Raw genomic sequence first — 26837 nt, 5'->3', positions numbered from 1 at the left:
GAAGGAATGATCATCGTAACAGGTGCCACGCACGGGATAGGGCGGGCCTGCGTGGAGAAGCTTGCAGCGGCCGGCGCCCGGGTGGTGGCGACGGGCCGGGATGCGGAGGCGGGCAGGGCGCTCGAGGAGATTAGTCCGGGCGTCACCTTCCTGCCCGGCGATGTCAGCCGCGAAGAGGATTGCCGGCGCGTCATCGACCGTGCGCTCGACCTTGGCGGGGGCCATCTTTCGGGCCTCGTCAACAATGCCGGCATGTCGAAGCGCATTTCCTTCGCTTCCGCTACGCAGGGCGATTGGGACGAGGTGCTGGCGGTCAATGCTCGCAGCACGTTCCTTTTCATCCGCCACGCGCTGGAAGGCCTGCGGCGCGGCAGGGGATCAGTCGTCAACATCGCCAGCATCGCCGGAAAGACCGGCGAGGAGGGGCTGGCTGTTTACTGCGCCTCGAAGGCTGCCGTCATCGGCCTCACCCAAGCGCTGGCACTCGAGTTCGGCGACGAGGTGCGTTTCAATGCCGTCTGCCCTGGCCAGATCGAAACGCGCATGATGGACAAGATCATGAGTGATGCCTTGCGCAAGAAGCAGCTCGAACTGCGCATCCCCGCCAATCGCTTCGGGGCCCCGCAGGAAGTGGCGGATGTCGTCGCCTGGCTGCTGTCGGATCAGTCGACCTATGTCAACGGCACGGTTGTGACCGTGGATGGCGGGGAGACCGCCGGCCTGCGCACCCCGCGCATCGCGCAGGTCTAGGACCTCGCCGGCGCCGGTTTCACTCGGCGCCGCGTTCTTCGAAATAGCGCAGGAGACTGGGCGAGGCCCGCTGGATGTCGTTTTCGATGGCCTGGCGGGCCTTCTTCTTGTCGCCGAGCCTCAGCGCTTCGATCAGATGGTCGTGTTCCTCCGCGCCGGTATAGCCGTGCGGGATTTCCCGGTAGTAGACGTTGAGGATCGGCCCCATCGAGACCCACATGCTCTCGATCTGGCCGACCAGCATCGGCATGCGCGACAGACGGTAGACACCGAAGTGGAAGGCACGATTGGAGGAGCGCGCCTCCTCCAGATTGCCGGCCTTTTCATTTTTCACGAAGGCGGCGTGGAAGCTTTCGAGCTGCGTCAGATCGGCGGCGGTCACATGGTCGGTGGCGTGCTCTGCAGCCAGCCCCTCGAGTGCCATGCGGATGAGCTTGATCTGGATGTAGCGGGCGCGGCTGAGGTCAGGCACCGTGACGAACCGGCCGGAGCGCAGTTCGAGAGCCTGTTCGCTAACGAGCCTCAGGCAGGCCTCGCGCACCGGCGTGACGCTGGTCCCGAGCTGCTCTGCGAGATCCTGCATGAGGAGACGGTCGCCCGGAGCGAAGTTACCGATGATAAGGCCTTCGCGCACCTTGTTGTATATCCGGGCGGACAGGCTGCCCGCTTCGCCGGGCTGCATCTCCATAACGCTCATGGGAATTCTCCTCATCTTTTTTGCAGCTCTAGCTGAAAATGCCCGGAGCCGCCAATCGCTTATATCCTATCGCTCGCCGCGGCGGCGGGACGTCGCAAAAAGTTTCTCGCCTCTGGCGAAATTCACTTGCATGCGCCTTCTGATAACTTATAACTTATAAAATAGCAAACACGGTTTCGGAGGCTACCTTGCACAATTCGCTGCGGGCGCGCGACATGGCGTACCACTTCCATTCACAGACCAACCCGCGCAGGCATGAGGCCGAGGGCCCCTTGATGATCACGGCGGGGGAGGGTTGCTACGTCATCGACGAGATGGGAAATCGCTATCTCGAGGGCATGGGAGGCCTCTGGTGCGCCTCGCTCGGCTTTCGCAACGAGCGCCTTGCCGACGTTGCGGCAAGCCAGATGCGCAGGCTCGCCACCTATCACACCTTCAATCACCGCTCGAACGACCCGACGGTGGATGTCGTCGAGCAGATCGCGACGCTTTCCCCCATTCCGGGGAGCAAGGTCTTCCTCGTGAATTCCGGCTCGGAAGCCAACGACACGATGATCAAGCTTGCCTGGTACTACAATGTCGCGCGTGGCAAGCCTGGCAAGCGCAAGATCATTAGCCGAAAGGGCGCCTTTCACGGCAGCACCGTCATGGGGGCGGCCCTCGGCGGGCTTCCACACATGCATGAGAGCTTCAACATGCCCGGCCTCAACGTGATCTACACGGAGAAGCCGCACTACTACCGCAACGCCCTGCTGGATGAGAGCGAGGAGGCTTATTGTGTCCGGCTGATTGCCGCGCTGGGGGCCCTGATAGAGGCGGAAGGGCCGGAAACCATCGCCGCGATGATCGCCGAGCCGATCATGGGGGCGGGCGGCGTCGTCACGCCGCCGGCGGGATACTTCCCAGCGCTGCGACAGCTTCTGACGAAGCATGACATCCTGCTTCTTGCGGACGAGGTCGTCTCCGGTTTCGGGCGAACCGGAAAGTGGTTCGGGTCCGAGGCGCTCGGCTTCGTTCCGGACATGATGTCGGTCGCCAAGGGCCTGTCCTCCGGCTACCTGCCCATCGCCGCGGCGGTGATCGGCGATCATGTCTACCAGGCCATTGCCGGCGAAGCCGATCGAATCGGCGTCTTCGGCCATGGCTTCACCTATTCCGGCCATCCGGTCACCGCTGCGGTGGCGGCCGATGTGCTGCGCATCTACCAGGAAATGGATGCGCCGGGCCGAGCCGCCGAACTTGGCCGCCGTCTGTTCGCCGCGCTCGACGCGCGCATTGCGCGTTATTCCCTTGTCGGCGAGATCAGGGGAACCGGCTTCCTTGCCGGCATCGAGCTGGTGGCCGACAAGTCGCGCCGTGCGCCCTTCGATCCCGCTCTGAAGGTCGGCACACTGGTCGAACAGCGCTGCCGGGCGCATGGCGTCATGATTCGCAACATGGGCGACGTCATTTCCATATGCCCGCCCTTCGTCATGACGCCCGAGGAAGTCGACCAGCTTGTCGACGGCATAGCGGCGGCGCTTGACGATGTTGCCGACCGGCTTGCAGCGTGAGGGCGTGACGATGGACGATTTTGTCAATCTGGACCTCACCGCGCAGGCGGATCTTGTGAAGTCGGGGCAGGCCACCGCCTGGGAGCTGGTCGAGGCGGCAATCCGGCGTGCCAAAAAGGTGAACCCCACGATCAACGCGATCATCGCGCCACTCTATGACGAAGGGCGCGCGGAAGCGGCGCAGGCGGCCACGGACAGCCTTTTCGCCGGGGCCCCGTTCCTGGTGAAGGACCTTTACTGCCACATGAGCGGCGTGCCCACCACCGGGGCCTCCCGGCTGACCCGGAGCTTCGTGCCTGCCCGAGACAGCGAGCTGATGCGCCGTTACCGCGCGGCCGGCCTCAGCACGTTCGGCAAGACCAACCTGTGTGAATTCGGAACGCTTGGCACAACCGAGCCGAAGCTGTTCGGACCGACGCGCAATCCCTGGAACGTCGGGCGGTCCAGCGGCGGTTCGAGCGGCGGCGCCGGCGCGGCGGTGGCGGCGGGCATCGTGCCGGCGGCGCATGGCGGTGACGGGGCGGGCTCGATCCGCATTCCCGCATCCTGCTGTGGCGTGTTCGGGCTGAAACCCTCCCGCGGACGCATCACGCTGGGGCCGGATCTCGGCGACAGCACGGGCGGGATCGTGAACGAACATGTCCTGTCCCGCAGCGTGCGCGACAGCGCCGCACTCCTCGACGCGACACAGGGTTCGATGCCCGGCGATCCCTACGCCGCGCCTCCCCCTTCGGGCGGCTATGCCGATGCGATCCGGACGAAGCCGCGCCGCCTGCGCATCGGCTTCACGACGGCCTCGCTGCTCGGCACCGCGGTCGATCCCGACTGCGTGGCGGCGACGACCGACGCGGCGCACCTTTGCGAAAGTCTCGGCCACGAGGTCGTGGAATGCGCGCCGTCGATCGACGGGGAAACCTACCGCACCCTGTACAAGCGCTTCTGGGCGATGACAGCGACACGCGCGATCACCGCGCTGGCGCGAAGCCGCGGCGAGGACCCGTCTGGGCTCGTGGCCGAGGTGGAGAGCTTCAATCAGTATCTCTACGGCGTCGGTTCGCGGATCTCGGCGGCCGACTATCTCGTCGATCTCAACTGGTTCCATACGACGGGCAGGACGCTGGCGAATTTCCTGCTCGACGTCGATGTCTGGCTGACCCCGACACTCGGCACGCCGCCGCCGGTACTCGGCCACTTCGATGCCGACAGGCATGGCGGCGAGGCGGTCATGGAGCGCTTCCTCGAGTTTCTCGCCTTCACGACCTTTGCCAACATGGTTGGCTTGCCGGCAATGAGCGTGCCGCTCTACTGGACAGCCGGCGGCCTGCCTGTCGGCACGCAGTTCACCGGCCGGTTCGACGACGAGGCGACATTGCTTCAACTCGCGGCGCAACTGGAAGAGGCGCGGCCCTGGGCGCAGCGCCGACCCGCGGTCCACGCGGCTGAATGACAGATAAAAAGGGGAACCAAAATGTCATCCTCCAACTATGTCGAATTCCTCAACATCGACAAGAGCTACGACGGCCGCAGCCTCGTGGTCGACGATCTCAACCTCACTATCGCGAAGGGTGAGTTCCTGACCATGCTTGGGCCGTCCGGCTCTGGAAAGACGACGAGCCTGATGATGCTCGCGGGCTTCGAGGCGCCAAGCTCCGGCAGTATCCGGATCGACGGACGATCGCTGGAAGCCATGCCGCCACACCGAAGAAACATAGGCATGGTGTTCCAGAACTATGCGCTCTTTCCCCATCTGACGGTCGCTGAAAACTTAGACTACCCATTGCGGGTGCGTAAGGTCGCCAGGCAGGAGCGGAACGCCCGCGTTCGAAGGGCGCTGGAAATGGTCCAGATGGGGGCGATGGGCGGGAGGAAGCCCGCGCAACTGTCGGGCGGGCAGCAGCAGCGCATCGCGCTCGCTCGCGCAATCATCTTTGAGCCGGATGTGGTGTTGATGGACGAACCGCTCGGCGCCCTCGACAAGAACCTGCGTGAACATCTCCAGCTCGAGATCAAGCATCTCCACGAGCGCCTCGGCATAACCGTCGTCTATGTCACGCACGACCAGTCCGAGGCGCTGACCATGTCCGACCGCGTCGCCGTGTTCAACGCCGGCAAGATCGAGCAGCTTGCGCCGCCGAGTGAACTCTACGAACGCCCCTCCACGGCCTTCGTCGCCGGCTTCATCGGAGAAAACAACCGGTTCGTGGGCGAGATCGTCGGCGGTAGCGGGGGCGAATACGGCGTTCGCACGGCGGACGGGCAGGTCATCAGCGTCTCCAGCAGCGCGGCCTTCTCGAACGGCCAGTCCGTCATCGTGTCCCTGCGCCCGGAGCGCCTCTATCTTGAACATGCCGCCGCCTGCAGCAATAGCTTCTCCGGGACCGTCGCCGAGGTCATCTATCTCGGGGATCATCGCCGGGTCCATGTCCGTTTCGGAGACAATGCGACGCTCGTCGCCAAAATTCCCAATGCGGGCACGGGCGTGGATGTCACACCCTCCCAGGCCATTTCGCTCGGCTGGAACAGCCGCGATGCCGTACTGATCCCGGCCTGACATGAAGGCGGTCTATTCCGGTCTGCATCGGTTGCACAATCCTGGCTCCGTCGTCGAAGGGGGCGTTGTCCGGCGGAGCCGGGACGTGCCCGATCGTCTCGACGCGTTGTTGCGGGCGGCGCGGCGTGCCGGGTTCGAGGTTGTCGATGCCGTCGATCACGGGATGGCGCCGCTCGCTGCCGTCCATACGGGTCGTTATCTCAGCTTTCTCTCGTCCGCGGGATGCGGAGACGGGTGTTCCGGGTGGCTCGCGCCGGCTGTCTTCGAAACCCGTCCCGAAATGTACAGACCGGATTGGTCGCTGATTGCCAAGGCGGGTTACCATCTGCGCGACCAACTGACGCCGCTCGGCGAGGGGACATGGCAGGCCGCCTATTGGGCTGCACAGGCGGCACTCACTGCAGCGTCGCTTATCAGCGCAGGAGAGCGGATCACCTATGCCTTGTGCCGGCCGTCGGGTCACCATGCTGGACGGGATTTCGGCGGCGGTGCGACTTACCTGAACAATTCTGCGATAGCGGCGCGGGCGCTTTCGGCCACACTCGGGCGGATAAGCCTCATCGATATCGATGTCCATCACGGCAATGGGACACAGGACATATTCTGGGAGGATCCGCTCGTCTTCTTCGCCTCCCTGCACAGGAGCCCCGCAGACTATTATCCGCACCTTGCCGGCTTTTCCGACGAGACAGGGGGACGATCGGCCCCGGGCCTCACTCTGAACCATCCGCTTTCGGCAGAAACGGGCGACGTGGCCTATATCGCGGCGTTCAACACGTGCCTTGAAGCGGCACTTTCCTACAGGCCAGAGGTCCTGATCATCTCCCTCGGCTTCGATGCGCTGGCAAGCGATCCGGCGCGGGGCCTTCAGCTCACCGTCGAGGCATTCAGTAAGATCGGGGAAATACTTGGAAGGCTCGATCTGCCGGTGCTGTTGATCCAAGAAGGTGGATACGATCTGATGAGCCTCGAAAAAGCTGTTACAACGTTCTTGCTTGCACTTGCACAGAAGCCGAATGATCCAGCCTGCTCCTGAGAGGCTCCCTCGGGTCAGCAGGTTTGGCGCGATCAGTGTCAACATGGGGAAATAGGTCCGATTACGGCTGACATCACGCGTGAGCAGCGGGAATCCGCCGACGGCCGCATGGGCGCCGATGAAGAAGTCGGGGAATACCCCGGTTCTTATTTCCTTCGCTTTGCGAAATCGGGCGAAAACTATGCCCAAGCGGAACTCCAGGCACTGGCCATGACGGCTGTGGTCGGCGTTGAGGAAATCCGGCTAAATGCTGTTGCTGGCCCGGGGCGTAGAGCGAGAGTTGCGCGCTGCTCCTCTCAACGTGGCGATGGGCCTCCGAGGTGACGGAGGGACCAGAGATCATGGAATGTGCCTTCTGGGCCAAATGATCGCATAATGTATCGACGGGAATTCGTTGGGTGGTCAGGCGGCGCGCGCGGCGCTCCAATGTGGTTACCTCGATCTACGAACCTCCAGCTCGGACTTCTGGAGTAAGAAGTCGGCACAACGCTCGGCAATCATGATCGATGGGGCATTGGTATTGCCACTGACGAGCGTCGGCATGATGGAGGCGTCTGCTATCCGTAGCCGCGGCACACCGATTACTCTGAGCCGACTATCGACGACGGCCATCTCGTCGCGGCCCATCTTGGCCGTGCCCGAGGGATGATAGACGGTCTTCGCGATGGAGCGCGCGTGGTGCTCGATCGCAGCATCGGTTTGGGCTGCGTCCCCTGGCGCCAGTTCGCGGAAGCCGAGCGCTTTCATCGCCGGGGCCGCGAGGATCTTTCGGCCTAGCTTGATGCCGCGCACCAACGTGTCGATGTCGGCTTGCTTGGTGAGGTTGTTCCCGACAAAAAGGATTGGATCTTCGGCCTTGGAGCTTCTGATCGAAACTTTGCCTCGTGCTTGCGGCCGCAGGATGCATGGATTGATCGAGACGCCGTGACCATCCATCTGACCGCGCGACGCATCGCCAACAAGTGCCGGTGTGACGTGAAACTGTACGTCGGGCCGGCCGCAGCCGGACGTGTCGATGAAGCCGCCAGTCTCAACGACGTTCGACGAGAGCAGCCCCGAGCGGTTGAACAGGTATTGTAGGCCGTTGACCGCGGCACGTATCCCCTTGTCCTGCCCTCTCAGCGAAATCGCGCGGTCGGTAATGCCATAAACCGAGGCGGTGATGTGATCTTGAAAATTCTCTCCGACGCCAGGCAGATCGCGTAGTACCGGAATGCCGTGGGACGAAAGATGGGCGGCTGGGCCGATGCCGGAAAGCATCAGAAGCTTTGGCGTGGCGAGGGCCCCAGCGCAAAGGATGACCTCTTCCCTGGCTTTCACTTTGTGGTCGATACCATCCGCAGTCCTGTAGGCGATCCCAGAGGCAGCGCCATTTTCCATCAGTATGCTGCGGACGGCACTTTCGGTACTGATCGTCAGCAGCGGTGATCCCCGCACAACCTTTAGATAGGTTGCCGCCGTCGATCCGCGTCGGGCCTGAAACGTTGTCGTCTGGTAGAAGCCGATGCCTTCCTGGGAGGCCCCATTGAAGTCATGCGAAAAGGGCAGACCCACTTCCTGCGCGGCGCGAACGAAGGCGGAACTGATCGGGTGCCGGTGGCGCGGCTCGGAGACCTTCAAGGGCCCGCCCGTCCCGTGATACTCGCCGGCGAGTGTCTCGTTGTCCTCGCAGCGCTTGAAAACCGGCAAAACGTCGTCGTAGCCCCAGCCCTCACAGCCGAGATCACGCCAGGTATCGTAATCCTGCGCCTGACCGCGAATATAGATCATTGCATTGACGGAGGAGCCGCCGCCGAGCGTTCGGCCCTGCGGCACGACGAGAACACGACCATTGGCGCCTGGTTCGGGTTCCGTTTCATACATCCACGTACGCTTGGAACCGATCACGCGCACGAAGGTGGCGGGGATATGGATGAAGGGTGTATTGTCCCGCGGCCCCGCCTCCAGCAGAAGGACTGTCTTGCCGGCCGTAACGAGCCGGTTCGTTACCACGCAGCCGGCCGAGCCGCCACCCACCACAATGTAATCGAACGTCTTCATCCGCTGTCTGATCCTCTACGAGCCCACAGATAGAGTGCGCCGAACGATGTCAGCACACCAAAGCGGCATCAGGCGCCGATGTGGCTGACGAACTTCACAGTTTGATAGGCGTCGAGACTTTCCGCCCCGCCCTCGCTGCCATAGCCGCTGTCCTTGATGCCCCCGAACGGCGTCTCCGCCGCGGCGATGCCGAAATGATTGATGGACACCATGCCCGCTGCAAGCTCGCACGCGAAGCGGTCCGCCACCGCCAGCGAGCGGGTAAATGCGAAGGCGGCCAAGCCAAAGGGCAAGCGATTGCTGTGCTTGATCGCTTCATCGACAGATTCGACACGAACCAGTGCAGCCAGAGGGCCAAAGGGTTCCTCGTTCATGATGCGTGCCTCTTCCGGCACATCGGACAACACCGTCGGCTCGAAGAAGAAGCCGGCATTGCCAATGCGTCGGCCACCACATTCCAGCTTCGCGCCGGCTGCCACCGCGTCCTCGACGAACATCTCCATCGCATCGAGACGCCGCGGGTTGGCCAGCGGACCCATCTGGGTGCCCTCTGTCAGTCCGCCACCGACCTTGAGTGCCTTGACCCCTGCGACGAAGCTATCCTTGAAGCGGTCGTAGACGGAGTCCTCGATATAAAAGCGGGTTGGCGATGCGCAGACCTGACCGGCGTTCCGAAACTTCAGCATGACGCCGAGCTTGGCGGCCGCTGCAATGTCTGCGTCCGCCGCAACGATGTAAGGGGCATGTCCCCCGAGCTCCATCGTCGAACGTTTCATGTGCGAGGCGGCCGCCGCGGCCAGCGCCTTGCCGACCGGAACCGAGCCAGTAAAGGAGATCTTTTGAATGATCGGCGATGCAATAAGATATTCGGAGACCTCAGCTGGGATGCCGAAGACGATGTTTACGACACCATCTGGCACGCCAGCGTCCTGGAATGCCTTTGCGAGCTCGATGCAGGCAGATGGTGTTTCTTCCGGTGGCTTCGCGATCACCGAGCATCCGGCGGCGAGTGCCGCGGAAATCTTGCGAACAAGCTGATTGATCGGGAAATTCCAGGGAGAGAAGGCGGCAACGGGGCCGACCGGCTCCTTGATCACGATTTGCCTCGCGCCAGGAATGCGCGAGGGGATCACCCGACCGTAGGAGCGGCGAGCCTCTTCCGCATGCCATTCGATGTGCTCCGGCGCAGCATTGGCCTCGCCCCGTGCTTCCGCCAGTGGTTTGCCTTGTTCGCGCACCATGTGCTGGGCGATTGTCTCTGCGCGTTCGCGAACCAAGGTGGCTGCGCGCAGCATGACGCGGCAGCGTTCCAGAGCTGTCGTCTTTCGCCAGATTTCAAAGCCCTTGGCTGCGGCGGCCAGCGCTTCGTCGAGATCGGCTCGTTCGCAGACCGGCAGTCGCGCAATGACCTGGCCGGTTGCCGGGTTCTTGACCTCGGTTGTGCGGCTACCAGAAGGCGCGCGCCAGGTTCCGTCGATCAAAAGCGGTTTATCCAACATTGCTTATTTCCTTCGAATTTCCGTCATAGACGGCGTTTGGCAGGCTGCTTACGACCTGCACATATTCCTTGGCGATACGGGTGACGATTTCGGCTGCAGGCAGAACTTCGGAGACGAGCCCCGTGCTCTGGCCGGCCTCCACCTTGCCGCCGCTCACGTCTCCGTCGAAGGCCGCGGCTTTCAGGGAACTGGCAACGAAGAGCGCCTTGCGCCGATCGTCGGAAAGCCCCTCGGCTTCGGCCTTCGCCATGCCTTCGGCGAACTGGTTGCGAATGACGCGGATGGCGCCGAAACCGCGTCCGACCACCATCGTGTCGGCAACTCCGGCTTTTACCAGCATGTCCTGATAGGCCGGATGCAGACGTGCCTCACGCGACATCATGAAGCGTGAGCCAAATTGCGCAGCACCCGCCCCGAGCGAGAGAGCGGCTGCGAGCCCGGAGCCATCGGCAAAGCCGCCAGAAAGGATCAGGGGTATCTCGGGAACGGCCTTGGCGATCGCCCGACCAAGAACGAGCGTAGAAACCAGTTCCGGAGGCGGATGACCACCGGCTTCGCCGCCAACGGCAATCAACCCATCGACGCCTGCGTCAGCTGCCTTGCGGGCATGGATCTCACCCGAGACGACATGCAAGCAGATCGTTCCGACGGCCTTGAAGCGATCGATGTACTTTTTCGGTCCGCCCTGGGAAGCAATCAAAACCGGGATGCGTTTTGCCAAGAGCATGTCGATGATCGCGTCAGCGCCTTGGCGGTAGAGAGGCAGGTTGACGGCGAAAGGACGATCAGTTCCCGCCCTGATCTCGTTGATTGCCTCTTCGAGATCATGGGGATACATCGGCCCGGCAGCAAGAACGCCGAGACCCCCGGCATTCGACACCGCAAGTGGCAATGCCGAGTTGGATGACGCCCAGGACATACCTGCCTGAATGATCGGCAAGTCGATGCCCAGCAATTTGGTGACGTTGGTCTCGATGCGCATGTCAGCTCTCGATGCCCACGAGTTTGCGCGCGTGGGCGGCAAGTTGCTTCTTCTGAATTTTGGAACTGGCTGTCATGCCGATCGACTCGAAATCCTCGACGATCCAGACGTGGCGCGGCACCTTGAAGCCCGCCATTTCCCGCTTCGACCACTCGATGATCTCCGCCTCCGTTGCCGTGCAGCCATCATTGAGAATGATGAAGGCGGCGGTGACCTCGACGAGACGTTCATCCGGCACGCCAACCACGGCCGCCTGGCGGATCAGCCTGTTCTGGTGCAGCACGTTTTCGACATCGGCGGGCGATACGTTCTCGCCACCTACGCGCACGATTTCCTTCGCCCTGCCGAGAAATCTTAGCCGCCCGGTGGTATCGAGTGCGCCAAGGTCACCCGTCGATAACCAGCCATCGCCGGACAGCGCGGCTGCGGTTTCTTCCAGTTTGTCGAAATAGCCCTTCATGACGTTCCAGCCGCGAACATGGATCTCGCCAGGTTCGTCCGGTCCAGCATTACGCCCCTCTTCAGTGCGGATGCGGACATCGACTCCGGTTTGAACGCGCATGGCCGCGCTGACGCGAACCTCCTCTGGCTCCCACCAACAAGATTGGGCCACATTGGGAGAGGCTTCCGACAGCCCGTAGCCAACGACGCATTCGCGTGCGCCAAGCTCGTCGATGACACGACGAACAATTGTGGGGGACGCGGCAAGCCATGCGCCGCGCAGGTTGAGGTGGCGCGACGGCAGGTCGGGATGTGTGAGGAGCATCAGCGCCATGGTGTCGTTGCCCGAGAAATGCGTGCAGCGCTCCCTTTCCATCAGGCGAAGCGCCTCGCCGGGCTCGAAGCGGTCCATGCTTACCAGGGTCACCGCATGCTGCAGACATGAGAGGATCGACAGCGTGGTGCCCGCGACATGGAAGAACGGGCGGGCACTGTGGAAACGGTCACCAGGCCGCAATCCCATCCGCAGGCCGGAGAAGAAGGCATTCGGCAACATGTTGCGATGCCGAAGCAACACGCCCTTGGGAAAGGAAGTTGTGCCGGATGTGTATTGAATGAGGAGGACGTCGTCGGCGTTGTCCTCTGGTTTCGTGCGCACCAGCGTGCTTGCGTACAGCTCACGAAAGTTTTGCGCGGCAGAAGGAACATTGTCCCCAATCACCAGAACTCGCCGAAGGTCGGGCAGGGCATCGTGCGGGAGCGCACTATCTAGGCCTGGACACACCTCGCGAAACATTGAGATGAAGTCGATCTTGAGGAAACGATCGCAGGTAACGAGCGTGGTCACGCGCGACTGCTTTAGCGCATACGCCATTTCGGCGGTAACGAAACGGGTATTGATGGGGACGGTCACGGCTCCCATTGATCCGATCGCCAGGAAGATGACGACCCATTCAATGGAATTCCCGAGGCACAGGCCGACATGATCTCCCTTGCGCACGCCCGCTGCGAAAAGCGCATCGCGGGCGTCGGCAACTCTTGTTTCGAGTTCTTGATATGTCAGCCTGCCGTCGCTTGCGACGATCGCTTCGACATCCGGCGTAATGGTCGACGAACGGCGTAACGCGGCAGAGATCGTCAAGGGGCAAGTGGCGTGGAGATCGAGATCGCTCATTTGCCGCTCCCACTGCCAACGACTTCGGAGAACTTTTCGATGCCGGAGCGCCAGTTGCCATCGGCAAGGCAGCGTTCGATCGCTGCCATTTCGATGCGGATACCGTTGCCAAGGTTGGTTTCATGGCCGAGGTCAACAGCCTGTTTGGACAACGCCATCGCAAGTGGTGGTGCTGCCGCAATGCTTTGGGCAATTTCCTGCCCTACCTTCTCCAGTTCGTCCGCCGGCACGACCCGCGCGACGAGGCCGCGTTGATAGGCTTCGTCAACCGGCATGATTCGACCGGTGAAGAGCAGTTCCTTAGCGTTCATGCGTCCAATCACCCGCTGTAGGCGCTGGGTGGCGCCAACCGTGCCCCATTGTGGTTCCGGGAAGCGGAATGTCGTGTTCTCAGACGCGACGACGAAGTCGCAACTCATGAGAATCTCACCGCCGGAGCCGACGACCGGCCCTTGCGTCAGAGCGACAATCGGCTTGCCGCAGCGGCCGATCGCGTCATAGGCGGCGAAGGAGGCCTGCCGGCGCGCAAGCACCCAAGCTTCGTCCTTGTCGGCGCGTTCCTTTAGGTCCGCGCCCGCACAGAATACTGGACCGTTGGCGGAAAGCAGAATGACGCGGACATCTGGCTTTGAGTCCAGGCGTTGAAATGCCTCGCGAAGCGCGATGCACATTTCAAGATTGACCGCGTTGCGGGACTGCGGGCGGTTCAGGACAACGCGCGCGATGGCCCCGTCCTGCGTTACCGATACAGCATCGAGGCTCATCCGATCGCTCCTTCCTTCCGAAGCGCCGCAATCTCAGCGTCGGTCAGGTTCATCTCGTCTCTCAAAATGGTCTCGGTGTCGGCGCCAAGCAGCGGCGGACAGCCTATCTCGGGGCTGTCGAAACCTTCGAAATTCACAGGCGTGCGAAGTGCCTTGAACGTGCCTTCCGCCGGGTGTTCGAACGTGCCTACCATACCGCGCGCCAGCATATGCGGATCATCAAGGATCTGCCGCGTCGTGTTGACTTCGCCGGCCGGTATGCCGACTGCGCGTAGCGCTTCGGCCAGCGGCGCGCGCTCACATGCCGCAATCGCCGTGCGCATCTCGTCCATCACTCTTTTTCGATTGGCCACTCGCCCGCCGTTCTTGGCGAGGGCGGGGTCGGCACCGAGCTCAGACAGGCCGAGGACGTCACACAGTCGTCCCCAATGTTGATCGCTGCCGCTGATATGCAACCATCCGCCATCACGGCACTGGAAGGCTGCTGAGGGAACGCGGCCCGGATGCTCTGTGCCGGAGCGACCGATATCTTCGTCCAAGGCGAAAAGGCGCGCGGCGGCCAGCGCAAGCAGACTTGCCTGCACATCCATCATCGCAAGGTCGATATGGCACCCCTTACCACTGCGGCCCCTGCCGACGAGGCCGGTTAGAATGGCGATCGCGATCCACAGGCCGGCGGTCAAGTCGGCGATCGGCACGCCAGCCTTGGCCGGCGGCGTATCGGGATGGCCAGTCAGGTGCATGATACCGGATAATGCTTGAAACACCGTGTCGTAGCCGGCGCGCTCTCGATACGGTCCGGTCTGGCCGAAGCCGGTATTGGAAACATAGATCAGGCCTGGATTGAGCGCCGAGAGTTTGCCGTAGCCAAGATCGAAGCGATCCATGTCGCCGGGAAGGAAGTTTTCCAGCACGACGTCGTGCTGCGCTGCGAGCCGTGCTGCGATCTGCTGCGCCTTTGGCGACTTCAGATTCAGCGTCAACGATCGCTTGCCGCGATTGAAAGCAAAGAAGTAGGCACTTTCGCCTCCGGGAAGACGCGGCTCGAACACGCGCGATTCATCGCCGCCACCCGGGCGCTCCACCTTTGTGACAGTTGCGCCCAACTCAGCGAGAATCTGGGTCGCCATCGGGCCTGCCAGGACACGGGAAAAATCCAGAATACGGATGCCTTCAAGCGGTTTCATTTGGCCTCCGTGCGGAAACTGCGCATTTTAGCATTAAGCTCGCGGCCAGCGGCCATGGCTTGAGGGTAGGGGAGGTCCGCCACCTGATAGTAGAGCGCCTTTGCGGCTGCCATGGCGAGCGGGTTGGCCGTCGCCCACGCCTCTGCAATCTCGACCGCCGCCGCGAGAATCCCCTCCGGGGGCACAACGCGGTTGCACAGGCCGAGTGACATAGCTTCATCCGCACCAATCAACCGGCCGAGGCTGATCATTTCGAAAGCAGCCTTGCGACCCAGCGACCGCTGCAGGCCTGTCATGACCAGTGCTGGCACAATGGAATGCTTCAGCTCCGGATAGCCGAATTTCAGGTTCGTCGCCGCCACCATCATGTCGCAGCCGATGGCAAGGCCTGCGCCGCCGCCGACGGCCGCGCCCTGCACCGCGGAAACGATGGGCTTCGACAGGCTTTGCATCATTGCCTGCGTTCGGCACGTCAAATCGGCGCGCTTTTCGACCAGATCCTGGTTTCCCGGAGTCAGTGTCTCGAACTCTGACAGGTCGGCGCCAGCGCAAAAACCACGGCCATTCCCGGCCAACACGATCGCGCGGATCGCGGGATCGGCATCCGCGGCCAAAAGCGCATCCTGGATCGCTTGGGTGAGTTCGGTATTCAACGCGTTAAGCTTTTCGGGGCGGTTCATCGTAACGATGCGCACCGCGCCGCGTGTCTCGGCGAGAAGAACGGTAGAAGATGGAACGTTCATGCCCTAACCCTATGCTGCCAGATGGCCAAAGCCGCTGCGCGCGACCCGGCTTAAAAGTTCACGTTTGAGGATGGCCTCGCAGCGACGGGAGGCCTCTTGCAGTTTCTCCAGGTCGAGACCGGTCTCGATCCCTTCGGCTTCGAACAGGTTGACGAGGTCTTCTGTGGCGACATTGCCCGTGAAACCTTCGCCGTATTTGATTTGTGCCGGGTGGCCGCCGACGCCGCCCATCGCACTGTCGAACCAACGGCAACCTGACTCATAGGCGGCGTAGCAGTTGGCAAGCCCCGTTCCGCGACTGTCGTGGAAATGGGCGATCGGGGTCATATCCGGGAGTTCGTGGGCGATCCGCTTAAAGAGGCCTTTTATCGACGCCGGTGTGCCATGCCCTGTCGTATCGCAGACGGAAACGTGGTGCACACCGAGTTGCGAAAAACGGGCGAGGTCAGCAAGCACACTCGACGGATCGACCTTGCCTTCGAAGGGGCAGCCAAGGGCCATGGAAATCACCCCGATCAGCCGGAAGCGGCCATCCGCCAATTTCACCATTTCCGCGACATTCGCCCACTGCAATTCTCGGGTAGTTCTAAGGTTGCGCTGGGTGTGGGCTTCGGTGGCAGAAACCAGCAGGCTGATTTCTTCGGTGCCATATCCGGCATCGAGATCGGTAATCGCGCGTTGAACAGCTTTAATGTTGGGGCAGGTGGCCTTGTAGCGCGTGCCCTTGCGTCTGGTGATGCCTGCCAGAACCTGCGACGCATCTGCAAAGACAGGGACGTGCTCCGGGCTGCTGTAACTTGTCGCTTCAATTCTGGGAAAGCCGGTATCCGAGAACGCATTGATCAACGCGATCTTGTCGGCCGTGGACGTCGAAACAGCCTCATGCTGCAGTCCGTCTCGCGCAAAGCATTCGCAGATTGTGATTTCGCTCGCCATGCCTCACCTCCGTTCGGCTTGACGACAGGAATGAATTCATTCGTTCACAATGTCAACTAATTTTCTTTCCGAGATTACCATGTGCCTCACTCTTCCTCGAGGCTCTTGAGGTCCGACTGTGAGGCGGTGTTGCGCAATTCGTGATAATATTTACTGCTCGTACGGGTGACGCGGCGCAGGAGCTCGACAAGGATTTGTTGCTCGGCGCGGCTCAAAGTGGCGAGCATTTCCTCGTTTCGCTCGAAGGAGTCCTCGAGGATGCTTCGCGACAGTGCCAGGCCTTCTGGGCTTAGCGTCAACAGGATGCTGCGTCCGTCCTGCGGGTTGGCGGTCTTGGCGATGTAGCCGCGCTCAATCATTGCCGACACGGTACGGCTCATCTGGCTTTTCAGAAGGCCGCTATGCTTCGCCAGTTCCTGTAGCGGCACCTCTCCAAGGTATTTCAGAACCGCAAGAACGCGCCACTCCCGTGGCGTAATGCCGTATTTGGGGCGAATGGAAAGGGCCGCAATGCGGGTCGAAAGTCCTGCCAACCGCTGAAGCTGGAAGCTGAACAGGTCGCGGATATCGGGTTCCTTTTCCGACTGCTCGTGGAGCCGATCGAAGTAGTCCCCTGATTTTTCATTGAGCTGATCGCGGTTCTGCACAGTCGTTTCCTCTCCGGGTGTGAATCGGTCTCTTTCTGCTCGATTTCTTCCGGCGATGCCAGTTTTGCCAAAGTCGCGCAGAAAATTAGTTGACAACGTGAACAATGTAGTTAATTTCGTCAACTAGATTGGCATGTGGCCGACGACTTGTCGACCACGATGATCTCGCCGGAGGAGTGGCGGGACGGTCGGATCTGTTTTCGTGGAGGAGCAAACATGATTTCACTGCGGCATAAATCGGCCTGCATCGTTGGTGCGGCCTTTATCGCATCGATGGCGGTACCTGCTAGCGCGGCCGACGCGACGCTGACGATCGCTGGTTTCGGCGGCAACCTACAGACGGACCTGCGCAACACGATCTGGCAGCCGGCGGCCGATGCGGTAGGGGTTCAGCTGCGCGAGGAGACCCATGACGGTCTGGCGGCGGTGCGGGTTCAGGTCCAATCGGGTTCACCGACATGGGATGTCGTGCATCTCGGCGCCGACGAATGCGCCGTCGGCGGCAAAGAAGGCCTGTTCGAAACGCTCGACTATAAGGTGATCGACACCACTGGTTTCGATCAGCTCGGCTATGGCGACAACTGGATCGCAACGAACACGTATTCGGTAGTGCTCGCCTGGCGCACCGACGTATACAAGGACAAGAAGCCGCAAGGCTGGAAGGACCTTTGGGACGTGGAAAATTTCCCAGGCCGTCGTGCGCTGAGCAGCTACCCGCAGGAGATGATGGAGATCGCCCTCCTGGCTGACGGTGTGGAAAAGGACAAGCTCTATCCGCTCGACACCAAGCGCGCGCTCGCCTCTCTGGACAAGATCAAAGGGAATGTCGCCGTCTGGTGGTCCTCCGGCGCACAGTCTGCGCAGCTGATCAAGGACAAGGAAGTCGACATGATGGCAATTTGGGGTAGCCGCGTTGCCAATGTCATCAAGGATGGCGCGCCCGTTGAGTTCACCTATCAGGACGCCATTCTCGGCTATGGCTGCCTCGCCATTCTAAAGGGATCGCAGAACGTCGAAGCGGCGCAAAAGTTCATCGCTGGCGTTGTGTCTCCTGAAGTCCAGGCGCGCATTCCGGAAATGATGCCATACTACGGACCAACGAACAGCCATGCCTTCGAAGTCAAGAAGTTCGCGCCCGAGGTGCTGGCCAAGTCGAACATGTCGCCGGAAAACGTCAAGAAGCAAACCTTCCTGAACGCCAATTGGTGGCGCGACAATAATGCTCTCGTTCGCGAGGACTACAGCCTGTTGATGTCGAACTGACGTCGATCGCATACGGAGAACGGCAATGACATCAGGTGCAGTTTCGATCCGCCAGATCCATAAGGCCTATGGGAGCTACAAGGCGCTGGACGGCATATCTCTCGATATCGCTGCCGGGGAATTCCTGACGCTTCTCGGCCCCTCGGGTTCGGGTAAGACCACGCTCCTGAACGTCATTGCCGGCTTCGAGAGACCGGACAGCGGTAGCCTGCTGGTCGACAATACCGAGTTCATCACCCGGCCGCCGCACAAGCGCGACCTGGGCATGGTATTCCAGAGCTATGCTTTGTTTCCGCATATGGACGTGTTCGCCAATGTCGCGTATCCGCTGAAGCTCAGAAAGGCGGATGCCTCGACTATTCGGGCGAAAGTGACAAAAGCGCTCGAGACCGTGCATATGGCCCATCTCGCCGGGCGACGCATTCACGAACTGTCAGGCGGTCAGCGTCAGCGCGTCGCATTGGCACGCGCCATCGTATTCGAACCCAAACTGCTTCTAATGGATGAGCCTTTGTCGGCGCTCGACAAGAATTTGCGTGAGCACATGCAGATCGAACTGAAGCGTCTGCATCGTACTCTCGGGATGACGACCGTCTATGTCACTCATGATCAGCAGGAAGCGCTGACCATGTCGGACCGTATCGCCGTTCTCGATCGGGGCCGCATCATGCAGTTGGATACGCCGAGGGCAATCTATGATGCGCCGAACTGCAAGTTCGTTGCCGGCTTCATGGGCGACACCCGTTTCGTCCCGGTCGAAAGGAATGGCTCGGATTTCGCGTTGGGTGGTCAACCACTCAAAGTTCGCGCCGCACCGGCGAAGTCCGCAAGCGACATCTTCCTGATGGTGCGCCCGGAGCGATTGCGCTGGCACGGCACTCCCGAGCGCGACAATCGGATCGAAGGCAATGTCATCGATGTGATCTATCTTGGTGACAGCCATATGGTGTCAGTCGAACTGCCCCAAAGCACGGAAATTTCCATCCGCCATACCGGCGCGGAAGCGACCTCCTTGCCGAAACCTGGCGATCGCCTTGCCCTTTGGATGACGCCGGAGTCCAGCGTCATCATCGAAGGGGCCCGCTCATGACCATGGCGGAAACTCATATGCCCTCAATTGAACTCAATACGGACGTCCTGCAGCGGTCCCGCCGCAAGACCGGGCTTACTTTTATAGGGCTGTCGGCTCCTGCGTTCGTATTGGTCGTCTTGGTGCTTATTATCCCGTTTGCCTGGCTCGCATGGATGTCGCTCTATGACGCATCGGGCGCTTTGTCGGCAGAAAACTATGCGCGTTTGCTGCGCCCCGCCTATGTCGACAGCTTTCTGACGACCTTCAAAGTCGCGGCGATCGTCACAATCGTCTGCGTCGTGCTCGGCTACCCGGTGTCGTACCTTCTTTCGCAACTGCCGCAGAAGGTGGCGCAGATTTTGATGATCTTCATCATCCTACCCTTCTGGACCTCGGTGCTGGTGCGCACTTATGCCTGGCTCGTTCTCCTGCAGCGTCAGGGGCTGATCAACACCTGGCTGACGAATCTTGGGTTGATCTCTGAGCCGCTGCCACTTGTTAACAATCTGACGGGTACCGTTATCGGCATGGTCCACATCATGCTGCCCTTCCTGATCCTGCCCCTCTATGCCTCGATGAAGACGATCGATCCCATTCTCTTGCGGGCGGCGTCCAATTGCGGCGCTTCGCCGACCCAGGCGTTTCGGCAGGTGTTTCTGCCTTTGTCACTGCCGGGCGTGGCGACGGGTGTGGCGCTGATCTTCGTACTGTGCCTTGGCTACTATTTGACGCCGGCTCTGCTTGGCGGCGGACGAGTGGCGATGTGGTCGACTCAGATCGCCGACATGATCGCCAAATTCGCAAACTGGGGCGCGGCCAGCGCTCTGAGCGTAGTGCTTCTCGTTGTCACCGGAAGCATTCTGTGGATCGTCAGCGCGCTGTTTAAAGCCGCCAGCGTAACCAAAGGAGGCGTCTGATGCTGAAATCTCCGGCCACCTCCACCCAGATCACCCACGGCGAGCGGCTTTGGCTCTATGTCTTTGTCGGGGTCATCTTGGCCTTCCTGATCATTCCATGCCTGATCGTCATTCCGATGTCTTTTTCGGATTCCCAATATCTCGAGTTTCCACCCCGGGTGCTGAGTTTACGCTGGTACGATGCGTTCTTCTCCTCGCCGGAGTGGCGGCAGTCGGCAATCGTCTCGTTCAAAGTGGCTGGCGCCACTACTCTCTTAGCGACAATCCTGGGAACGCTCGCAAGCTATGGCCTCTTCAAATCGACGAACCCGTTCAATTTCGTCATTCGCAGCGTTCTCATCCTGCCAATGATGGTACCGCTGATCTTTGTGGCGATCGGCGTGTTCTTCGTCTTCGCAAAGCTTGGTATGAACAATACGCTCACGGGCCTCATCCTGGCTCATACGACGCTTGCAATCCCCTTTGTCATGATTGCTGTGACCAATGGTCTGCAGGGCTTCGATTTTAACCAGGAGCGGGCTGCCCGCAGCCTTGGAGCTTCGCCGGCCTGGGCCTTCTTCACCGTCACCCTGCCGCAGATCAGGATCTCAATCGTGTCCGGCATGCTGTTTGCGTTCATTACCTCATTCGACGAGGTCATTGTGTCGTTGTTCGTCTCCAGCGGCGCCAACTCTACGCTCACCAAGCGCATGTTCGCCAACATTCGCGACCAAGTTGACCCGACCGTGGCCGCTATTTCGTCCATGCTGGTGGTCGCCTCGATCGTGATCCTTATAGGCGCGCAATTCGTCAAAAGGCCGAAGGCCAGGGCCGCCGAACAATAAGCTTCGCGGTCCATCATTCATCGACTGGCAGCAGTCGCCCCTCAGGAGGAAACCATGCTTCAGAATTCGCTTCGCGCGCTCGACATCGCCGTGCAGATCCATCCCCAGACCAATCTCGCTTTGCACGAGAAGGTGGGCCCGACGATCATGTCGCGCGGTGAGGGCGCCTATGTCTACGACGATGACGGCAAGCAGTACATCGAAGGGATGTCAGGTCTGTGGTGCGCCGCTCTCGGCATGAGCGAAAAGCGCTTGGTCGAGGCTGCAACGCGCCAGATGAATACTCTGCCTTATTACCAGAATTTCGCCCATCGAACGACCGAGCCGGCCATCGAGTTGTCCGATCGGCTGCTGCGGTTGGCGCCAGTGCCAATGTCGAAGGTTCTCTTTCAAAGTTCCGGATCGGAGGCCAATGACACCGCAGTCAAGCTTGTTTGGTACTATTTCAACTCGCAGGGGCGCACGGAAAAAAAGAAGATCATTGCTCGCAAGCGCGCCTATCACGGCACCTCAATCGCATCCGCCAGTATTACCGGCTTACCGCATTTGCATCGCGACTGGAACCTACCGCTCGATGGCTTCCTGCATGTGACCTGCCCGCACTTCTATCGCGATGGCTTGCCAGGCGAGACCGAAGAGGAGTTTGCAACGCGTCTGACCGATGAACTTGACGCGCTGATCGTTGCTGAGGGGCCCGAAACAGTCGCGGCCTTCTTCGCTGAACCCGCCATGGGCACTGGTGGTGTGGTGCTCCCGCCGAAGACCTATTTTGAAAAGATCCAGAAGGTCCTGAAGAAGCACGACGTCCTCCTGATTGCCGACGAAGTCATTACCGGCTTCGGTCGGACTGGCAACTGGTGGGGAGCGCAGACCTATGAAATGCGACCCGATATAATCACCTGCGCGAAGGCATTGACGTCTGCATACATGCCGCTGTCGGCAATCCTCCTATCGGAGCGCATCTATGAAGGCATGAGGGCACAGAGCGAGAAAATCGGCGTCTTCGGCCACGGATACACCTATGGTGCTCACCCGGTGGCCTGTGCTGTCGGGGTCGAAACTTTGCGCATCTACGAGGAAGACGGCATTATCGACGGCGTTAAAGCGCTTGGGGAGCACATGGGCAAGCTCCTGCACCCTCTCGTGGATCACCCGCTCGTAGGGGAGGTCCGTGGCGTCGGCCTGATGTGGGGCGTGGAACTGGTGCGCAGCAAGACGAGCCGTGAGGCATTTTCGCCCGAACTGCAGTTCGGACTTGGCGTCCAGAACCACGCCTTCGAAAACGGCCTCGTCTGCCGCTCGCTTGGTTCGGCCATTGCCTTTGCGCCGCCGCTCATCGCAACCACGCAACAGATCGACCAAATCGCCGATCGTTTTAAACGCGCACTCGATACGGCTCTGGACGACTATTCCCGTTCGGGCGGGAAGCTGGGCTGAGAATTACTGGGGAGCGTGATCGATATTGGCCATATACGAAACAATCGCAAGGGCTTGCACAAGCCCTTGCAGCGCCGGCGCAGCCGGACTGCAGCAAGTTGTTTAAGCAGGGGCTTGATCGGTATCATATCCCTTGCGTCGGTAGAACACGACTTTGATGCGGTCGCGGTAGCCGAGTATCTGGATTTCCTGCAGATCGGGTGTTCATTGCGGGGCTGGGTGCCGCGACCGCGCCCAGCAAGGTCGTCGGCCAACATCATTTGCGTGCCATCGCCGCACGCCATCCGACTGCGAATTCGACCGAGGCGAAATACGAAGCCTGAGCAGGGGTGCAAAATAACATGGAAGCCAGCACGCTTTACACCAACGGCGCGATCCGGACGATGGATCTGGAGCGCCCCTTAGCCGAAGCGCTCGCCGTCGACGCGGCGGGCCGCATCCTCGCTATCGGTACTGCGGCAGAACTGAAGCCGTTCATCGGAACGACAACGAAGGTGATCGATCTCGGCGGGCGCTTCGTCATGCCTGGTGTCTTCGATTTCCATTTGCATGTGATCACCGGCATGACGACGCGCCTGCGCTCATTCGTTATCGATGCCGGCGATGACTTTGGGACTATCTTGGCGCGGGTCCGCGCGGCAGCTGCAGGTAAGCGCGAAGGCGAATGGCTCACTGGCAGTGCCTATGGCGCGCGTGCCCTCGCCGATATCCAACGAGCTGGCCTCGATGCCAAGCGGCAACTGGATGAAGCGAGCGGAGGCCGTCCGACGCTCCTCATCCACAGCAGCCTGCATGGAGCTTTCGCCAACGAGGCCGGGCTAGCACGCGCGGGCATTGACGCGGCGACGCCGGACCCTGCGGGCGGTCGGATCGTGCGCATTCGCGGCGAGGCTACCGGGCTGCTCGAAGAGAACGCGATGTGGATCGTCGATGCCGCGATTCCGATGCTTAGAGACAGCGAGATGGTCGACGTGGCGCGAGCCGCGATGCGCTACTTCAATTCGGTCGGTGTTACCGGATTCGTCGACGCCCAGTCGACACCGGAGATGATCGATGCTTTCCGAGCACTGGATGATGCTGAAGAACTGTCGACCTGGGCAGGCTTCACGCTTTCGGCAAGCCGAACCTGTTCAACTTGGTCTCCTGGCTCGGAAGCGCTGCTTGCACGCCGCAAGGAGGTCTGTGGGCCGCACATGATTGCCGAGAATGCCAAGATCTTCCTCGACGGCGTGCCGTCGCTGAAGACTGCTGCCATGATTGAGCCGTATCCCGGCACAGACGGGTATGGCGAAATGTATCTTTCACCGGAGGAACTTTTCGCCGAAATAGCGGCCTTCGACAAGCAAGGCGTCGGTGTAAAGGTGCATGCGGTGGGAGACGCCGCCGTTGTACGCGTGCTCGATGCCGTGGAGAGAGTGCGTGACGAAAACGGCGACGGTGGCCCCTGGCACCACATTGCCCACGGTCAATACATTCCGCATCGGGAGTTTTCGCGTATGAAGCGGTTGCGAATAGTTGCTGACCTCAGTCCGCCCATGTGGTTCGTCAACCATGCTAGCCTCGCCCATGAGCGCGTCGTCGGCAAAGAACGTTACGCAACGGTCTGGCCAATCCGCTCCATGCTGGAAGCCGGCGTGAACATGGCGCTGGGCTCGGACTGGATGACGATCTTTCCAGAGCTCAACCCGTGGCATGCGCTCGCCGGCCTGCTGACACGCCGTGATCCTACCGGCCAGTTTGAAGGAATTCATGGGCCACACGAGGCGATCACCCTCGATCAGGCGTTGCCGCTTATGACGCGCAACGGCGCCACGGCAATGGGCCTCGGCGATCGAACAGGGCGCCTAGCGCCGGGCTTGTCGGCCGATTTTATCGTGCTCGACCGCGATCTCTACGAAATTTCGGCTGCTGAGATCGCCGGAGCGCAGGTACTGAAGACCATCTTCGAGGGGCACGAAGTCTACAGCGCGCCGGCGTAAGCGGACCCGTATCAACCGCAGCAAAAACCCAAGCGGGTGGTGTTAGTGTGAAACGAGGTTGGGCCCAGAGACCGGTAACTTGTCTGGGGATGGGCCGCGCGCAGGAGCGGCGGTATGGGGTTGAACAGCGAAGGTACGTTCGGCCCTGGCTGTCGGGGGGCTTGTTGCCGTGACGTTCACCTTTTGGGCCAAGAAGATCGCATAATGTATCGTCTGGAAGGGTGCGACTGGCGCCGTGGTTGTCGAGCTGCGATTCCCGTCATGGACAAGGCGGGCGGTCTTAAGGAGGAAGGTGCTTGGCTTCCCGAGGCAATCACCTCGAAACACGTGGAGGGCATGCCAGTCAAAGGGATTGGTTGAGATTGCAACCGGAAGATGTTGTTATGCGCGGCAAGTAATGGTGTGCCGTCCTTTGACAATCAAACCGAGCTTCTCATGTCGATTTCAGATGCGATCTACCGCCCTTTCGAAACGCTGATCCGACCGCTGGATATCCCCTATCAGCCACTGCCGACCAACGGGCCAGGTGCGGTGCTTCTGCATTTCATCCGGATGTTTCGTGGCGTCGTGGTTGCGATGGCGTTGACGTCGATGGCGGTGGAAGCCATCAATCTGACGATCATCTGGGGGCTGTCGGTGATCGTTGACGGCGTGGCGACAGAGGGCGTCGAACACTTCGTTGAGAACCGTTTCTGGCTTTTGGCGTTCTTGGCCTTTTTGATCTTTCCGGTGATGCCGGTCTTTTTCTACATCACCAACATTCTGAACTCGCATACGATCGGCATCAGTCTGCCAATCGCCATACAGTGGCAGGGACATAAGGCCATCGAAGGGCAGGACCTCGCGTTCTTCCACGACTTGTTTGCCGGGCAGGTGGCATCGCGTCTCAACCAGGTCGCCAATGCCGTTCAGCAGCAGATCCTGATCGCCTTTCAGACAGCGCCTCGCTTCCTGCTTCAGATCGTCGGCTCGGTCCTGCTCCTGTTTACCCTCTCGTGGCAGTTGGCGGTACCAGTGGTCATCTGGGTAGTCGTAAACGTGCTCTTCACGATGAAGGTCGTACCCGACTTCACAGAGCGCGCGCGCCGCTCGGCGAAGCAGAACAGTCTGGTGTCCGGCGCGATGACCGACATCTATGGCAACATCCAGATGGTCAACAGTTCGCGGCCGAAGATAGCGAGGCAGGTGCACTCCGCAAGATCATGTCGAAGGCCGTCGCTACGCTTCACCACGAGCAGCGCATCTACAGGACCACGGAACTCGTCGTCATCAGCCTCAATATGCTGCTCTGGCTCGCCATGCTGGGGATCGGCTTTTGGGGGCCTTTCGACAGCTCTTTGACTGTCGGTGATTTCGTCGCGACCGTCTATATTCTCCAGAGGCTTTCGGCGAATTCCTTCACCTTCCTGCAGATGGGGCAGCAGGTCTTCAAGGCGCTGGGCACGATCAAAGATGCGATGCCTGTGATGACCACGCCGCCGACCGTGACCGATCGGCAGGGTGCGACGAAGCTTGTTGTCCAGCACGGCGAAATTCGTTTCGAGAACGTCCGCTTTGCTTATAAGTCGAACCGGCCGGTTATCGATGGCTTGTCGCTGACGGTCCACCCGGGTGAAAAGGTGGGGTTGATAGGCCTTTCCGGCGCCGGAAAGACGACGCTCGTCAGTCTGCTGCTACGTTTCTACGACATCCAGGAGGGCAGCATCGAGATCGACGGTCAAGACATTCGCGCCGTGAGTCAGGCCAGTCTGCGGCGAAACATTGGGGTCATCGCCCAGGATGTCGCGCTCTTGCACCGGTCGGTCGGCGACAACATCCGGTATGGCCGCCCCGAAGCAAGCCAGACAGAGATTGAGCAGGCCGCAAGGGCGGCGCAAGCCGATGCCTTCATCGCCGAACTGACCGATGGCGAGGGGCGAAAAGCTTATGAGGCGTTCGCCGGCGATCGTGGCATCAAGCTTTCGGGAGGTCAGCGGCAGCGTGTTTCGATCGCGCGGGTGCTGCTGAAGAATGCGCCAATTCTGATTCTCGACGAGGCAACGTCCGCCCTCGATAGCGAGGCCGAGGCAGCGATCCAGGAAAAGCTCAATCTGCTGATGGAGGGTAAGACTGTGATTGCGATCGCCCACCGCCTGTCGACAATCGCAAGGATGGACAGGATCATCGTCCTGGATCGTGGTCAGATCATTGAGGAAGGCACGCCGGATGCGCTTCTGGAGCGAGACGGGCTCTATGCCCGTCTTTGGAAGCGGCAGACAGGTGGCTTCATACCAGAAGAACTGGAGTAGGTGCCATTCTGGGCACAGCACCCCTGGCTTGGTTCCGTTCACGGTGAGGGATGCAAT

At 60.7% G+C, this 26837-nt stretch carries 21 protein-coding genes and 2 pseudogenes; 12 read left to right on the top strand and 11 right to left on the bottom strand.

The genetic code is table 11. The features are described 5' to 3' along the window. The first annotated feature begins 6 nt into the window (after window positions 1–6). Window positions 7–750 (top strand): SDR family NAD(P)-dependent oxidoreductase, encoded by a 744-nt coding sequence (locus ACTJKM_RS17425; RefSeq protein WP_057248595.1) that lies wholly within the window; start codon window positions 7–9, stop codon window positions 748–750. Between the two features lie 19 nt (window positions 751–769). On the opposite strand, the gene ACTJKM_RS17420 is transcribed toward ACTJKM_RS17425, so the two are convergent. After that, window positions 770–1447 carry a GntR family transcriptional regulator gene (locus ACTJKM_RS17420; RefSeq protein WP_058328824.1) on the bottom strand — a complete coding sequence of 226 codons (678 nt, stop codon included), beginning with the start codon at window positions 1445–1447 and terminating at the stop codon, window positions 770–772. A 188-nt stretch (window positions 1448–1635) separates the two neighbouring features. On the opposite strand from ACTJKM_RS17420, the gene ACTJKM_RS17415 reads away from it, so the two are divergent. The 4 genes from ACTJKM_RS17415 to ACTJKM_RS17400 all read left to right on the top strand — a co-directional run bounded on the left by ACTJKM_RS17415 (window position 1636) and on the right by ACTJKM_RS17400 (window position 6587). Further along, a complete protein-coding gene (locus ACTJKM_RS17415; RefSeq protein WP_082663668.1) occupies window positions 1636–3000 on the top strand; it encodes an aminotransferase in 1365 nt (454 codons plus the stop codon). Continuing rightward, window positions 2975–4447, top strand: coding sequence for an amidase (locus tag ACTJKM_RS17410; protein ID WP_245296215.1), 1473 nt, complete (start codon window positions 2975–2977; stop codon window positions 4445–4447). Before ACTJKM_RS17415 ends, ACTJKM_RS17410 begins: the two co-directional genes overlap by 26 nt. 21 nt (window positions 4448–4468) lie before the next feature. Further along, window positions 4469–5551, top strand: a complete 1083-nt coding sequence (locus ACTJKM_RS17405; protein ID WP_058328825.1) for an ABC transporter ATP-binding protein — start codon at window positions 4469–4471, stop codon at window positions 5549–5551. Between the two features lie 85 nt (window positions 5552–5636). Further along, entirely contained in the window at window positions 5637–6587 is a 951-nt protein-coding gene (locus tag ACTJKM_RS17400; RefSeq protein WP_245296216.1) for a histone deacetylase family protein, read from the top strand. Between the two features lie 24 nt (window positions 6588–6611). Here the strand turns inward: ACTJKM_RS17400 and ACTJKM_RS17395 are convergent. From ACTJKM_RS17395 to ACTJKM_RS17350, 10 genes and pseudogenes are all read right to left on the bottom strand, one after another. After that, window positions 6612–6782: pseudogene (locus tag ACTJKM_RS17395) on the bottom strand (DNA-binding protein); the annotation flags it as partial. Between the two features lie 237 nt (window positions 6783–7019). Beyond that, on the bottom strand, window positions 7020–8627 hold the full coding sequence (locus ACTJKM_RS17390) for a GMC family oxidoreductase (RefSeq protein ID WP_058328826.1): 1608 nt from the start codon (window positions 8625–8627) through the stop codon (window positions 7020–7022). Between the two features lie 68 nt (window positions 8628–8695). Then, complete coding sequence (locus ACTJKM_RS17385; RefSeq protein ID WP_058328827.1) at window positions 8696–10126, bottom strand: NAD-dependent succinate-semialdehyde dehydrogenase; 1431 nt, start codon at window positions 10124–10126, stop codon at window positions 8696–8698. Beyond that, window positions 10116–11108 (bottom strand): NAD(P)H-dependent flavin oxidoreductase, encoded by a 993-nt coding sequence (locus tag ACTJKM_RS17380; protein ID WP_058328828.1) that lies wholly within the window; start codon window positions 11106–11108, stop codon window positions 10116–10118. The genes ACTJKM_RS17385 and ACTJKM_RS17380 overlap by 11 nt, the downstream gene beginning before the upstream one ends. 1 nt (window position 11109) lies before the next feature. Beyond that, the gene (locus ACTJKM_RS17375; RefSeq protein ID WP_058328829.1) at window positions 11110–12723 is read right to left on the bottom strand and encodes an AMP-binding protein; all 1614 of its coding nucleotides are present in this window, start codon (window positions 12721–12723) and stop codon (window positions 11110–11112) included. Continuing rightward, window positions 12720–13487, bottom strand: a complete 768-nt coding sequence (locus ACTJKM_RS17370) for an enoyl-CoA hydratase/isomerase family protein (protein ID WP_058328830.1) — start codon at window positions 13485–13487, stop codon at window positions 12720–12722. The genes ACTJKM_RS17375 and ACTJKM_RS17370 overlap by 4 nt, the downstream gene beginning before the upstream one ends. Continuing rightward, window positions 13484–14674, bottom strand: coding sequence for a CaiB/BaiF CoA transferase family protein (locus tag ACTJKM_RS17365; RefSeq protein WP_058328831.1), 1191 nt, complete (start codon window positions 14672–14674; stop codon window positions 13484–13486). Before ACTJKM_RS17365 ends, ACTJKM_RS17370 begins: the two co-directional genes overlap by 4 nt. After that, window positions 14671–15417: an enoyl-CoA hydratase/isomerase family protein gene (locus ACTJKM_RS17360; RefSeq protein WP_058328832.1), complete on the bottom strand. Its 747-nt coding sequence runs from the start codon at window positions 15415–15417 to the stop codon at window positions 14671–14673. The genes ACTJKM_RS17365 and ACTJKM_RS17360 overlap by 4 nt, the downstream gene beginning before the upstream one ends. A gap of 9 nt (window positions 15418–15426) precedes the next feature. Beyond that, window positions 15427–16353, bottom strand: coding sequence for a hydroxymethylglutaryl-CoA lyase (locus tag ACTJKM_RS17355; protein ID WP_058328833.1), 927 nt, complete (start codon window positions 16351–16353; stop codon window positions 15427–15429). 86 nt (window positions 16354–16439) lie between these two features. Further along, a complete protein-coding gene (locus tag ACTJKM_RS17350) occupies window positions 16440–17105 on the bottom strand; it encodes a MarR family winged helix-turn-helix transcriptional regulator (protein WP_197423509.1) in 666 nt (221 codons plus the stop codon). 111 nt (window positions 17106–17216) lie between these two features. On the opposite strand from ACTJKM_RS17350, the gene ACTJKM_RS17345 reads away from it, so the two are divergent. The 7 genes and pseudogenes from ACTJKM_RS17345 to ACTJKM_RS17315 all read left to right on the top strand — a co-directional run bounded on the left by ACTJKM_RS17345 (window position 17217) and on the right by ACTJKM_RS17315 (window position 26780). Next, window positions 17217–18263: an ABC transporter substrate-binding protein gene (locus ACTJKM_RS17345; protein WP_058328834.1), complete on the top strand. Its 1047-nt coding sequence runs from the start codon at window positions 17217–17219 to the stop codon at window positions 18261–18263. Between the two features lie 25 nt (window positions 18264–18288). Next, window positions 18289–19353, top strand: a complete 1065-nt coding sequence (locus ACTJKM_RS17340; protein ID WP_058328835.1) for an ABC transporter ATP-binding protein — start codon at window positions 18289–18291, stop codon at window positions 19351–19353. Beyond that, on the top strand, window positions 19350–20252 hold the full coding sequence (locus ACTJKM_RS17335; protein WP_440660667.1) for an ABC transporter permease: 903 nt from the start codon (window positions 19350–19352) through the stop codon (window positions 20250–20252). The genes ACTJKM_RS17340 and ACTJKM_RS17335 overlap by 4 nt, the downstream gene beginning before the upstream one ends. Next, window positions 20252–21076 carry an ABC transporter permease gene (locus tag ACTJKM_RS17330; RefSeq protein ID WP_057248610.1) on the top strand — a complete coding sequence of 275 codons (825 nt, stop codon included), beginning with the start codon at window positions 20252–20254 and terminating at the stop codon, window positions 21074–21076. The genes ACTJKM_RS17335 and ACTJKM_RS17330 overlap by 1 nt, the downstream gene beginning before the upstream one ends. A gap of 54 nt (window positions 21077–21130) precedes the next feature. After that, window positions 21131–22513, top strand: coding sequence for an aminotransferase (locus ACTJKM_RS17325; RefSeq protein WP_058328836.1), 1383 nt, complete (start codon window positions 21131–21133; stop codon window positions 22511–22513). A 494-nt stretch (window positions 22514–23007) separates the two neighbouring features. Then, the gene (locus tag ACTJKM_RS17320; RefSeq protein WP_197423510.1) at window positions 23008–24492 is read left to right on the top strand and encodes an amidohydrolase; all 1485 of its coding nucleotides are present in this window, start codon (window positions 23008–23010) and stop codon (window positions 24490–24492) included. A gap of 435 nt (window positions 24493–24927) precedes the next feature. Further along, window positions 24928–26780, top strand: a pseudogene (locus tag ACTJKM_RS17315) (ABC transporter ATP-binding protein). Window positions 26781–26837: the final 57 nt, after the last annotated feature.

Source organism: Ensifer sp. 22460, from assembly GCF_052044935.1.
Taxonomy (GTDB): domain Bacteria; phylum Pseudomonadota; class Alphaproteobacteria; order Rhizobiales; family Rhizobiaceae; genus Ensifer.
This window is presented reverse-complemented; position numbering and strand designations above follow the sequence as displayed.

Excerpts from the sequence above, each read along its gene's own strand:
- ACTJKM_RS17425 (WP_057248595.1), top strand. The coding sequence starts at position 7 with ATGATCATCGTAACAGGTGCCACGCACGGGATAGGGCGGGCCTGCGTG.
- ACTJKM_RS17420 (WP_058328824.1), bottom strand. The coding sequence starts at position 1,447 with ATGAGCGTTATGGAGATGCAGCCCGGCGAAGCGGGCAGCCTGTCCGCC.
- ACTJKM_RS17410 (WP_245296215.1), top strand. The coding sequence starts at position 2,975 with ATGTTGCCGACCGGCTTGCAGCGTGAGGGCGTGACGATGGACGATTTT.
- ACTJKM_RS17405 (WP_058328825.1), top strand. The coding sequence starts at position 4,469 with ATGTCATCCTCCAACTATGTCGAATTCCTCAACATCGACAAGAGCTAC.
- ACTJKM_RS17390 (WP_058328826.1), bottom strand. The coding sequence starts at position 8,627 with ATGAAGACGTTCGATTACATTGTGGTGGGTGGCGGCTCGGCCGGCTGC.
- ACTJKM_RS17385 (WP_058328827.1), bottom strand. The coding sequence starts at position 10,126 with ATGTTGGATAAACCGCTTTTGATCGACGGAACCTGGCGCGCGCCTTCT.
- ACTJKM_RS17380 (WP_058328828.1), bottom strand. The coding sequence starts at position 11,108 with ATGCGCATCGAGACCAACGTCACCAAATTGCTGGGCATCGACTTGCCG.
- ACTJKM_RS17375 (WP_058328829.1), bottom strand. The coding sequence starts at position 12,723 with ATGAGCGATCTCGATCTCCACGCCACTTGCCCCTTGACGATCTCTGCC.
- ACTJKM_RS17370 (WP_058328830.1), bottom strand. The coding sequence starts at position 13,487 with ATGAGCCTCGATGCTGTATCGGTAACGCAGGACGGGGCCATCGCGCGC.
- ACTJKM_RS17365 (WP_058328831.1), bottom strand. The coding sequence starts at position 14,674 with ATGAAACCGCTTGAAGGCATCCGTATTCTGGATTTTTCCCGTGTCCTG.
- ACTJKM_RS17360 (WP_058328832.1), bottom strand. The coding sequence starts at position 15,417 with ATGAACGTTCCATCTTCTACCGTTCTTCTCGCCGAGACACGCGGCGCG.
- ACTJKM_RS17355 (WP_058328833.1), bottom strand. The coding sequence starts at position 16,353 with ATGGCGAGCGAAATCACAATCTGCGAATGCTTTGCGCGAGACGGACTG.
- ACTJKM_RS17345 (WP_058328834.1), top strand. The coding sequence starts at position 17,217 with ATGATTTCACTGCGGCATAAATCGGCCTGCATCGTTGGTGCGGCCTTT.
- ACTJKM_RS17340 (WP_058328835.1), top strand. The coding sequence starts at position 18,289 with ATGACATCAGGTGCAGTTTCGATCCGCCAGATCCATAAGGCCTATGGG.
- ACTJKM_RS17335 (WP_440660667.1), top strand. The coding sequence starts at position 19,350 with ATGACCATGGCGGAAACTCATATGCCCTCAATTGAACTCAATACGGAC.
- ACTJKM_RS17330 (WP_057248610.1), top strand. The coding sequence starts at position 20,252 with ATGCTGAAATCTCCGGCCACCTCCACCCAGATCACCCACGGCGAGCGG.
- ACTJKM_RS17325 (WP_058328836.1), top strand. The coding sequence starts at position 21,131 with ATGCTTCAGAATTCGCTTCGCGCGCTCGACATCGCCGTGCAGATCCAT.